The following is an 11,015-nucleotide window of genomic DNA, read 5'->3' as shown; positions in this document are numbered from 1 at the left end:
CATGGACCCTCGCACCTACCTCTTCGTTCCCGCCGACCGGCCCGAGCGCTTCGCCAAGGCGCTGGCCAGCGGCGCCGACGCCGTCGTGCTCGACCTCGAAGACGCGGTCGCCTCGGAACGCAAGCCTGCCGCGCGGGACGCGATCGCCACCTGGGCAAGCGCCGCCACCGAAGCCGAGAAGGACCGCATCGTCGTCCGCACCAACGCGGCCCACACGACCGAATTCGGCGAAGACATGCGCCTGCTTCGCGACGCACGGCTGCCGCTGGCCATGCTGGCGAAGGCCGAGACGCCGGGCCACATCGGCGCGGTGCGCTCGGCATCGCCGGTCACTCGCGTGCTTGCCTTGATCGAATCGGCCCGGGGCGTCGCCAATGCCGAGGCGCTGGCGGCCAGCCAGGGCGTGCGCCGCCTGGTCTTCGGCACGCTGGATTTCGCGCTGGACCTGGACCTGGACATCGCCGAGCAGGCCGACGGCCTGGCCTACGCGGCCAGCCGGTTGGTGCTCGCCTCCCGCAACGCGGACCTGCCGGGCCCGGTCGCCGGCGTGACGCCGCAGATCGACGACGAGGCCCGCCTGCTGGCCGACCTGGCCTGGGCGCGGCGCCTGGGCATGGGCGCCAAGCTGTGCATCCATCCGCGGCAGGTCGCCGCGATCCACCTGGCGCTGGCGCCGAGCGCGCAGGCCCTCGACTGGGCGCGCCGCGTCCTCGCCGCCGCGGCCGGCAGCGCGACCGGCGCCTTGCAACTCGACGGCCGAATGATCGACCGACCCGTCATCCTGAACGCGCAGCGGACGCTGCAGCGCGCGGGCCAGTAACTGTCAATTCAAACGGAACCTTCACCATGGCTTCAACCCTCATCGACTCCGCCATCTTCCAGGGCATCTTCAGCAGCGACGCGATGCGCCGCGTCTGGTCCGACGAGAACCGCACCCAGAAGTACCTCGACATCGAATCGGCGCTGGCCAAGGTCCAGGGCCGGCTCGGCCTGATCCCGCAGGAAGCGGCCGACGAGATCGTCAGCCACTGCCATCTCGACCAGATCGACATGGCCAAGCTGCGCCAGCAGACCGAGCGCATCGGCTACCCGATCCTGGGCGTGGTCTCGCAGCTCAACCTGCTGTGCCGCGACAAGCTCGGCGAGTACTGCCACTGGGGCGCCACGACGCAGGACATCACCGACACCGCCACGGTGCTGCAGATCCGCGAGGCGCTGGACATCGTCGACGCCGAGCTGAGCGCGATCTCGGCCGCGCTGGCCAAGCTGTGCCGCGACCATCGCCTGACGCCGATGATCGGCCGCAGCAATCTGCAGCAGGCCATTCCGGTGACCTTCGGCTACAAGATGGCGGGCCTGCTGTCGGCCATCGAGCGGCACCGCGCGCGCCTCGCGCAGTTGCGGCCGCGCGTGCTGGTCGGCGAGTTCGCCGGCGCGGCGGGCACGCTGGCCTCGCTGCAGACCGGCGCGATGGAAACGCAGGCCGGCCTGTGCGCCGAACTGGGCCTGGGCCAGCCGGTCATTGCCTGGCACACGATCCGCGACAACATCGCCGAAGTGGGCGCCTTCCTGGGCCTGGTCGGCGGCACGCTCGGCAAGCTCAGCATGGACGTGAAGCTGATGATGCAGACCGAGGTCGGCGAGGTCTACGAGCCCTATGCCCACGGCCGCGGCTCCAGCAGCACGATGCCGCAGAAGCGCAACCCGATCTCCAGCTGCTACATCCACGCCGCGATCTCGGTCGTGCGCCAGCATGCCGCCGCGCTGATGGATGCGATGGTCGCCGACCACGAGCGCAGTACCGGCCCTTGGGAGATCGAATGGATCGTCCTGCCTGAGGCCTTCTGCCTGATGGCCGGCGCGCTGAAGCAGTCGCGCTCCGTGCTGGAAGGCCTGGAGGTCGACCCGGCCGCGATGCGCCGCAACATCGACATGACCCACGGCCTGGTGATGAGCGAGGCCGTGATGATGGGCCTTGGCCCCTACATCGGCCGCGAGTACGCACACGATCTCGTCTACGACATCTGCCGGGTCGCGGTGAAGGAACAGCGCCCGCTGCTGGATCTGCTCTGCGAGCACCCCGAGGTCAACAAGCACCTCGACCGCCCGGCGCTGGCCGCGCTGTGCGACCCGGCCAACTACCTCGGGCAGTCCGGCGTGATGGTCGACCGGGTGCTTGCCACCCTGCGCTGACACGCAGCCCGAATCACGCCACAGTAGATCCAAAGTAACGCCAAGCATTCCGGAGACAACGCCATGCAAGCCGCCAAGAAGATACTGAAGATGCTCTACGTCCAGGTGCTCATCGGCCTGGTGCTGGGGATCACCGTGGGCCACTACTGGCCCGAGTTCGGCGCGTCGCTGAAGCCGTTGGGCGACGGTTTCGTCAAGCTCGTCAAGATGATGATCGCGCCGATCGTGTTTTGCACGATCGTCAGCGGCATCACCTCGCTGGGCGACACCAAGGGCGTGGGCAAGACGCTGCTGAAGGCGATGGGTCTGTTCTACGTGCTGACGATCATCGCGCTGCTGACGGGCCTGGTCGCGGTGATCGCGCTGCAGCCTGGCGCCGGCATGCACATCGACCCGACGCACCTCGATGCCGGCGTGGTGGCCAAGTACACCAGCAAGGTGCCGCCCAGCGGCTTCGCCGAGTTCGTGCTGCACATCATCCCGAGCTCCTTCTTCGGCGCGTTCTCGGAGGGCGAGGTGCTGCCGGTGCTGCTGCTGGCCTGCCTGTGCGGTTTCGGCCTCACGCGCATCGGCAAGGTCGGGCAGACGGTGCTGATCGGCATCCACGCCTTCTCGCACATGCTGTTCGCAGCCTTCAGCCTGATCATGAAGCTGGCCCCGCTCGGCGCGTTCGGCGCGATGGCCTTCACCGTCGGCAAGTACGGCATCAAGTCCATCGGCTCGCTGGGCCTGCTGATCGGCACCTTCTACACCGCCTGCATCTTCTTCGTCGTCGTGGTGCTGGGCCTGCTCTGCTACATGCACAAGTTCAAGCTGTGGCAGCTGCTGCGCTACATCCGCGAGGAACTGCTGGTGGTGCTGGGCACCTCGTCGAGCGAGCCGGTGCTGCCGCGCCTGCTGATGAAGCTGGAGCGCGTCGGCTGCAAGAAGGGCGTCGTCGGCCTGGTGCTGCCGACCGGCTACTCGTTCAACCTGGACGGCACGGCGATCTACCTGACCCTGGCCTCGCTGTTCATCGCCCAGGCCTGCGACATCACGCTGAGCTGGGGACAGATCGCCGGCATGCTCGGCCTGATGCTGCTGACCTCCAAGGGTGCGGCCGGCGTGACGGGCAGCGGCTTCGTAGCCCTGGTCGCCACGCTGACGGTGATGCACGACCTGCCCGTCGCCGGCGTCGCGATCATCGTGGGCATCGACCGCTTCATGTCCGAAGCCCGCGCGCTGACCAGCACGATGAGCAATGCCGTGGCTTGCATCGTGGTCGCGAAGTGGGAAGGTGCATGCGACGAACAGGTGCTGCAGCGTGAGTTGGCCCGCGGCTATGTACCTGGCAATGAGGTCGAAGAGGCGGAGGCCGGGCTGCAAGCGACGCCGGCTGGCGTCGCCCACGTCACTTTGAAGCCGGAACTTCAGGCCCACTGACACCGCTCGTCGTAGCTCCAACATGGCGCGGGCTGCATAAGTGCTCCCGCGCCGCGTGATCTACAGGATGAACGCTTCGCGGCGCTGATACGGCCGTGCTGGCAGGCAGCAACGCGTCGTCAGCCGGTGTCGGCCACTTCTTCCTACTAACGATTTCGTGGAGTTGATTCTCAAAAGATTGGATGCTCTGCAGCAGCTATCTTGATCCGGTCAAAGATCGCGGGCTGCCGGCGCACATTCCCCGCCGGTCAGCCGAAGTTTGACGGTTACTTTCTCCGCTCGGCGCCCATGTAGACGTGATCGAAGCTGACGAAGCCGCAGCCGCCGGACTCGTTGTCGAAGATCTGCACACGGGCCTGCTTTCCGACCTGGGCGGTCAAATCGACCGTCACCCAACTGCCATCGTCCTGGATCGATGACTGGCCGCAGGAATTAGGCGTGTAGGTCGACAGCACGTTGCCGGCCGCGTCCAGCACCTTCAGGCCCACGGTGCCGTTGGCATTGCCGCCGGACATCAGGAAGTTCAGGTAGGGCCGGTTCGCGTCCACGGTGAACAGCGGCGAGGTCAGCGTGCCGGTCGAGGCATCGCAGCCCTTGTTGTTGCCGTTCATCTCGCAGGTGCTGACCGCGCGGGCGCCGACCCGCGCGCCGCCGGACACGCCCTTCCAGGCGTCGGCACTCGCCGGGTTGGCGAAGTCGCCGGTGGCGGTCCAGACCTGAGCCGTGGCCACCGCGTCGTCGAAGTCGCCGATCACCTGCGTGAAGGCATCGGCCGTCACGCTAACGCTGAAGCCGAGCGTGGCCGCCATCGCCGTCGTCAGCACGACCTTGCCGCCGTCCTTGCCATTTCCGGAGGGGTTCCAGGCGTTCGCCGACTGGTACCACTGGTCGGTGCTGACGAAACCGCAGCCGCTGGTCTCTTCGTCGAACAGCTGGGCCTTGATGAAGGCGCCGGTCAGCGCGGAGATGTCGATATGCGTCCAGTCGTCGTCGTTCTGGATGAAGGACGGGCCGCAGCTGTCCGGGCTGTAGCTCAGCAGCACATTGCCGACGGTATCCATCACGCGCATGCCGACCTTCTTGCCGGCCCCGCCGCCGTGCATCAGGAAGTTCAGGTAGGCGTCGGTGGCCTTGAAGGCGGGCGAGGTCAGCGTGCCCGTCGGCGAGTCGCAGGGCGTGCCGGGGCCGGCGATCTCGCAGGTGCTGATGGCCTTGTCGCCGACGCGCGCGGCGCCGGCGTCGGTGCCGGTCGTGCCCTGCCAACTGGTGGCCGTCGGGTTGGCGAAGGCGCCGGTGCCGGTCCAGCCGCGCTTGGTCACCATGTCCACCGGGTTCTCGAAGCTGGCGAAGGGCACCATCTTCTGGAAGGTGACCGTCCCTTCGACGGTGACCTTGACAGGCGACAGCGGCTTGCTCAGCACGCCCGCATTGACGCCGCGCGGCTTGTCGGTCTGGTAGAAGTGGTCGAAGGCAACGAAGCCGCAGCCGGTGCTGGCGTTGTCGAAGATCCTGATCTGCACCGTCTCGCCGATCAGGCCGCTGGTGTCGAAGTTGACGTAGTGCTGGTCGCCCTTGAGCACCGGATCGCCGCAGCTGTTGGGGTTGTAGGTGCCCAGCACCTGCGCCGTCGACGAGCCGGGCGGCGTGTACAGCACCTGCGCGCCGACGTCCGGGCCGCCATTGCCGCCGGACATCAGGAAGGTGATCGAGTCCTTCTTGATGACGACGTTGTTGATCGTGATGCTGCCGGTCGGCGCATCGCAGCCGGCGCCGCCGATCTCGCAGGTGCTCACCGAAGCGTCGCCGATGCGCGCGGCGATCGGCGCGAGGCTGGCGTTCGAGTACTCGAGGTTGTTCCAGTTCGTCGTCGTCGCGAAGGCACCGGTCAGCGTGTACTTGACCGTGTCCTGCTGCATCTGCGCCGGGAACTCGAAGCTGGCGATGACGTTCTCGGCGACGAAGGTGGTGTCGTCGGTCGTCACATGGGCCGAGGTGTTGGCCACGTGGCAGGTCGGGCAGGCCGTCACCTTGACCGTCAGCGCCAGCGTCGAGGGCTTGGAATAGCTGTCGTCGGCCACGACGCTGACCTGGTAGCTGTTGTCCTTGTCGGCATCGGAGGGGTTCTGGAAATCCGGCGGGATCGCGAAGCGCAGCGAGCCGTCCCCGCTGATCGCGAACAGGGCCGCGTCGGCCCCGGACAGAGACAGCTTGAAGGCATTGCCATCGGGGCTCGTGACGCTCAGCTTGGTCACCGCGCTGGTGAACTCGGGCACGCTGAGCGCGCCCGGGTCGGTGATCACCGGCGAGTGGGATTGAGGGAGGTCGGCCGGGTTGCCGCCGTTGCCGCCACCGCAGGCGGAGACCAGCAGGACCAACGGCAGGACCAACGTGCACAGCAATTTGTTCATCATGGTTGTGCTCCTGCTCAGAAGAAGTACGTGTACATCGCGCGGATCGTGCGGCCGAACAGCGGCCGGCTGACGCCGCGGTTGGTGGCGCCGTTCGGGCCCTTCAGGTCGGTGAACACCGGATCGCCCTCGGTGAACGAGAGGCGGTTCGTGATGTTGGAGACGTGGAACTGGAACGAGCTCTTGGCGCTGAAGTCCCAGATGAAGCCGCCGTCCAGGTGGTAGTAAGCCGGGTACAGCGTCACGTTGACGTCCTGCGACTCCGAGTAGCGGCTGCCGAAGTAGGTGTACTTGGCGTAGGGCTTCAGCGGCAGGCCGGTGTAAGGCTTCAGGTCCCAGCTCGTCTGCAGGTTCACCATCACCTTGGCCAGGCGGCGCGGGCGGCGGCCGTCCTCGCCGATCTGCTCGAAGGTGTAGCCGGTGACGACGTCGTTGACGCGCAGCTCCTTCACCGTGCGGTAGTTCGCATCGACGACCTTCGGATCCTGCACGACGCCGTTGAAGCGCAGCTCCAGGCCCTTGACCTCGGGCGGGCGCCAGGCGGCTTCCAGCTCCAGACCGATGTTCTGGATGCCGCGGCGGTAGAACTCACGCGTCAACGGGCAGCTGTTGATGTCGACGGTGACGCCGGCCGGCGTGCAGCTCGGCGAGGTGAAGTCGCGGTATTCGACGTACTGGTCGCGCGGGCTGAACTTGTTGTAGAAGAGCGCGAGCTGCGTATCCCAGGTCTTTGCGTAGTAACGGACGCCGCCTTCGTACTGCATGATCCGCTCGACCTTGCTGCCCGGCGTGCTCGGGTCGAACTGCAGCTGGTTCAGCTGCTCCAGGCTCGGCAGGCGGAACGAGCGCGAGGCCAGGCCGTAGACCGCCAGGTTGTTCTGCAGCGAGTAGTTGGCGCCCATCGACCAGCCGGTGGCGCTGAGCTTGGATTTCAGGTGCTGGTTGGCGCCCGGCAGCAGCACCTCGTCGTCGGCGATCGTGTCGGCCGCGCTGCCCGGGACGACGCCGGCCGGCGTCATATTGGTGGACTGGTCCCGCACGTTGTAGACGACGTCGGCCCGCTGCGTCTGGTGGCGCACGCCGAGGTCCAGCTTCAGCCGGCGGTCCAGGGTCTCCCAGTGGTCCTGCAAGTACAGGGCCTCGCCCTTGACGGTGGCGTCGGCCAGGTAGCCGTTGAAGCCCAGGCGCATCACGCCGTTCGAGGTGACCGAAGGCCCAACCGGCGTTCCGGAGGCATCGATGGCCCGCAGCTCGACCAGCTGTGGATGTTCTTCCATCGTCGAGACCAGCAGCGACTGCTGGAAGTTCTGCTTGTTCGAGTAGTCGGTGAAGTAGGCGCCGAGGGTCAGGTGGTGCTCGCCCAGCCAGTCCACCGTCTTGCCCAGGCGCAGGTCAGCCGAGGTGCTCTTGGCCTCGGTCCGCGCGACGAAGGGAATCAGGTAGTCGAGATAGGCGCTGTCGGCCACTTTCGATCCGTCGCTGAGCCGGTAGGCCGCGACGCCGGTGGCTGTCGGGTAGAAGGAGCTGAAGCGCAGCACGTCGTTGTTGAAGCGGGCGTTGTTGAAGCGCGCCGCCGTGGTCGTGTCATTGCCGGTGAAGACGCCATTGAAGCCGCTGCTGCCGGACGAATGGCGCAGGCCGCCGTCGAAGGTCCAGCCCGACTCGAACTCGTGGCTCAGCTTCAGCGTGTAGATGTCGAAGTCCGGATGGATGCCGTCGGCCATGTCCACCTGGCGCGAGCCGTACTCGCCCAGCATCGTGAAGCGGCGATTCGAACTGGACGCCACCGTGCCGTGCCCGAAGTCGATGCCCAGCGGCCAGACCTGGTCCATGCGGATCTTCACCGGATCGGCCGGCGTGCCCGGCTGCGCGATCGCCGGCACCTGGAAGGGCACGTTCTGGTAGAAGGCCGTGCGGTCGTTGATCTTCAGCGCATGCATCTGCACTTCGGTGCGGCCGTCGTCGGTCTGGAAGACGAGATTGCCGCGCAGTTGCCCGCCCTTGTCGGCCGTGTAGCCGGTGTCGCGCAGGCCGTCGGACGTGCGATAGAAGCCGCCCACGGCGAAGGTCCAGTTCTTGTTGACCGGCCCGGCGACGTAGAAGTCATTGCGGATGAAGTTGTAGTCCGCCACCTCCAGCTTGTAGCCGCCTTCCAGCGTCTGGCCGCCGGTGCGCGTGATGTGGTTGACCGTCGCGCCCAGGCCGTTCGAATAGAGGATGCCGCCGGTGCCGCCCTTGACCACTTCGACGCGCCGGGTCATCAGGTCGTCGCGCACGGCGACGTCGTTGTTCATGAACGGCACTTCCGGTTCCTCGAACCAGGGCAGGCCGTCGATCAGCTGCGGCGCATAGCGGTAGCCACCGGTGACCGGCAGGCCGCGCACGGTGATGTTGTTGCTGGCTTCGCCGGCCGTGCTGCCCTCGGCGAAGATGCCGGGCACGTTCTGCAGCAGGTCGGCCGTGCTGATTGGCGCCAGTCGCCGGATCTCCTCGGCAGACAGCGTGTTGATCGTGTTGGTCGAGTCCTTCTTCAGCACCTTGTTGCTGTTGCCGGTCACGACGACTTCCTGCAGTCGCTCGGTGGATTCGGCGTCGGGTGCAGGCTGCTGCTGCGCGCAGACGGCCTGGGCCGCCAGGGCCAGCGGCGCCAGCGTCAGTAGCTGCCACGCGTGGGCACGTCGAGGGTGTCTCATGTTCTGTCTCCTGGTGTTGTCCCCGTCGCTCGGGGTCAGTTCTTGCGGGTCGAATCAGTGGGGTGGCCTGAGAGGCCAGATCTGCAGGCGCGGATGGGCGGGCCGCGCCGTGGACAGCCGCAGCCGCGTGCTGTCCGTCAGCGAGGGATAGCTGCGCAGCGAATAGGCGGCGGCGTCGTTGATGAACACGTCGATGACCGAGCCGTCCACGAAGACGCACAGCTTGCGCATCGGGCCGAAGGCAGCGCTGTCGTAGCGGCCGCTGAGCAGCAGCGGGCCTTCGTCCTCGCCGGAGAGGCTGGCATGCGTCTTGTCGAACTCGACCGTGCCATCGACGGGATCGAAGCGCAGCCGCGTGAACTCGCGACCGTCCGCGGAGGCCATCAGGTCCAGCGTCACCGGCGCGTCGTTGTCGAGATCGACCTGCAGCTCGTAGGCATGCAAGTCCTTGGCGAGCATGGGCACGTCGCCATCGGTCGCGGGCGGCATTAGCAGAGGCTCGCCGCGCAGTGCATGAAGTTCCGGCGCCGGTGACTGCCCCAGCGTGCGCTGGTCCGGCAGCAGCGTCCAGCGGCGCGGCAGGCTGAAGGTGTGGGCCCAGCCTGCGCGCAGCTGGGCCGTCGGCGTGCGCCGCTCGTCGACGATGCCGATCGCACGCAGCTCGCCATCCGCGGCGCGCGCCACCGTCGGTGCCAGATGACCCGGCAGCAGGTCCAGCGGCTTGGGCGCGCGGAAGAAGGGCTTGAAGACGCCATTGGTCCAGCTGCCGATCCAGTACACCGCGCGCGTGGCCGGCTCCGCATATTTGCCGACCTTGCCGCCGATCGGGTTGGCCACCAGTACCCAGGTGGAGCCGTCGAGCTGCTCGAAGACCGGCATCTCCCAGATGTCGGAGCCAATGTCCAGCTGGCGCCATGCGGTATCGATGAAGCGTTGCGGCCTCCAGCGAGGCCGCTCGCTGCCGCGGTCGAGCACATAGTGCTGCAGGCCGCCGCCCGACTCCAGCGCCGCGCCGATGAGCATGTGCCAGGTCTCGCCCTCCTTCCACAGGAACGGGTCACGGAAATCGCGCAGGCCTTCGGTGTTGAGGACTGGGCCGAGCTTGCGCCAGTGGCGCAGTTCCGGATCCTCGCTGACCGCCATCGACACGCCGGGATTGCTGGCCGCGAGGCGGTCTCCGTGGTTGACGCTGGTGTAGAAGGCGAAGGCCCTGCCGCCGTCGGTGATCACATGGCCGGACCAGATGCCCTTCATGTCGAAGCCGGCGTCGGCGCTCTGCAACTCGGGCCAGAGCGCGTCGGGCAGGTGTTCCCAGCGGACGAGGTCGCGGCTCGCCATGTGGCCCCAGTGCATCTGCGTCTTGAACGGCCCATTGGGCGTGCGCTGGTAGAACAGGTGCCAGGTGTCGCCGACACGGATCAGGCCATGCGGTTCGTTCGTCCAGTTGGCCGACGGCATCGGATGGACGCGCGGCCGCAGCGGGTCGCCGGCGAAGCGCGAGTCCGGCACGACCAGCGAGCGCTCGGCATCGGGCGGCGCGGCGGGGCCGGGCAGCGTGTGGATCTGCGCAGAGCTCAGCGGCGTCGGGTAGACCTCCACCTCGTCGAAGGCGCCATTGAGCCGGTTGACCTTGAAGTCCAGGATGCGGGCCTCGACCGCCGGCGTCGCCAGCTTCATCGGCACGTCGGCCAGCCGCAGGCTCATGCCGGGTTTGGCGCTGGCCGTGCCCAGGAGGACATTGTCCAGATAGAGCTGCGCCGTGCCTGCGGCCGGATCGACGCTCACCACCAGATGGACCCAGCGGCGCAGCGGGAAGCGCTGCGGTGCCGAGACCTGCAGCAGGCCTTCCGAGCTGCCGATCCGGAATCCCCAGCGGCCGAAGGTGTCTATATGCAGGTCGAAGCCTTCTTGGCCCTTGGCCTGCTGGATGATGGACGACGGCGACAGCTCGCGAACCGGCACCTCCAAGTCGGAGGGATAGCTCTCCAGCGCCACCCACAGCGAGAGGCCGAAGCCCGCCTTCGGGTCCAGCTTCAGCTCGGCCTGCGCGTAACTGGAAAACCCGTCCGAGCGCCAGGCGCTGCCGGCAACACCCGGCACCACATCGGGCGCGCGGAACTGCGTGTGGATCGCCACGCCGGCCGGAAGCCGGCCCTGCGCCAGCTGGTTGAAGTCCAGGGACAGCAGCGGTGTCGGCAGCGTCGTCTGCAGCGAGGGCTGGGCGCAGGCGATGTTTGCCGCCACGGCCAGCAGAGTCGCACTCGAAATCCATCGATAGACATTCACAACGCGCCCGCAC

6 protein-coding genes are annotated in these 11,015 nt (G+C 67.3%); 3 read left to right on the top strand and 3 right to left on the bottom strand.

The window, feature by feature from the left end; genetic code table 11:
• From B0W88_RS25440 to dctA, 3 genes are all read left to right on the top strand, one after another.
• The coding region (locus tag B0W88_RS25440) for a CoA ester lyase (protein WP_077037403.1) at nt 1–820 on the top strand (820 nt) is incomplete at its 5' end.
• Nucleotides 821–846: 26 nt separating this feature from the next.
• The gene (gene pcaB, locus B0W88_RS25435) at nt 847–2,193 is read left to right on the top strand and encodes a 3-carboxy-cis,cis-muconate cycloisomerase (RefSeq protein WP_077037402.1); all 1,347 of its coding nucleotides are present in this window, start codon (nt 847–849) and stop codon (nt 2,191–2,193) included.
• 63 nt (nt 2,194–2,256) lie between these two features.
• Entirely contained in the window at nt 2,257–3,615 is a 1,359-nt protein-coding gene (gene dctA / locus B0W88_RS25430; RefSeq protein WP_077037401.1) for a C4-dicarboxylate transporter DctA, read from the top strand.
• 266 nt (nt 3,616–3,881) lie between these two features.
• On the opposite strand, the gene B0W88_RS25425 is transcribed toward dctA, so the two are convergent.
• The 3 genes from B0W88_RS25425 to B0W88_RS25415 are packed head-to-tail and all read right to left on the bottom strand — an operon-like array spanning nt 3,882 to nt 10,960.
• Nucleotides 3,882–6,026 carry a hypothetical protein gene (locus B0W88_RS25425; protein ID WP_077037400.1) on the bottom strand — a complete coding sequence of 715 codons (2,145 nt, stop codon included), beginning with the start codon at nt 6,024–6,026 and terminating at the stop codon, nt 3,882–3,884.
• Between the two features lie 14 nt (nt 6,027–6,040).
• Nucleotides 6,041–8,716, bottom strand: coding sequence for a TonB-dependent receptor (locus B0W88_RS25420; RefSeq protein WP_077037399.1), 2,676 nt, complete (start codon nt 8,714–8,716; stop codon nt 6,041–6,043).
• A 54-nt stretch (nt 8,717–8,770) separates the two neighbouring features.
• Entirely contained in the window at nt 8,771–10,960 is a 2,190-nt protein-coding gene (locus tag B0W88_RS25415) for a LamG-like jellyroll fold domain-containing protein (protein ID WP_077037398.1), read from the bottom strand.
• Between the last annotated feature and the right edge of the window lie 55 nt (nt 10,961–11,015).

It is taken from the genome of Pelomonas sp. KK5 (assembly GCF_001984095.1).
Taxonomy (GTDB): Bacteria; Pseudomonadota; Gammaproteobacteria; order Burkholderiales; family Burkholderiaceae_C; genus KK5.
The sequence above is the reverse complement of the archived record's forward strand: the minus strand, read 5'-3'. Positions and strand labels throughout refer to the sequence as shown.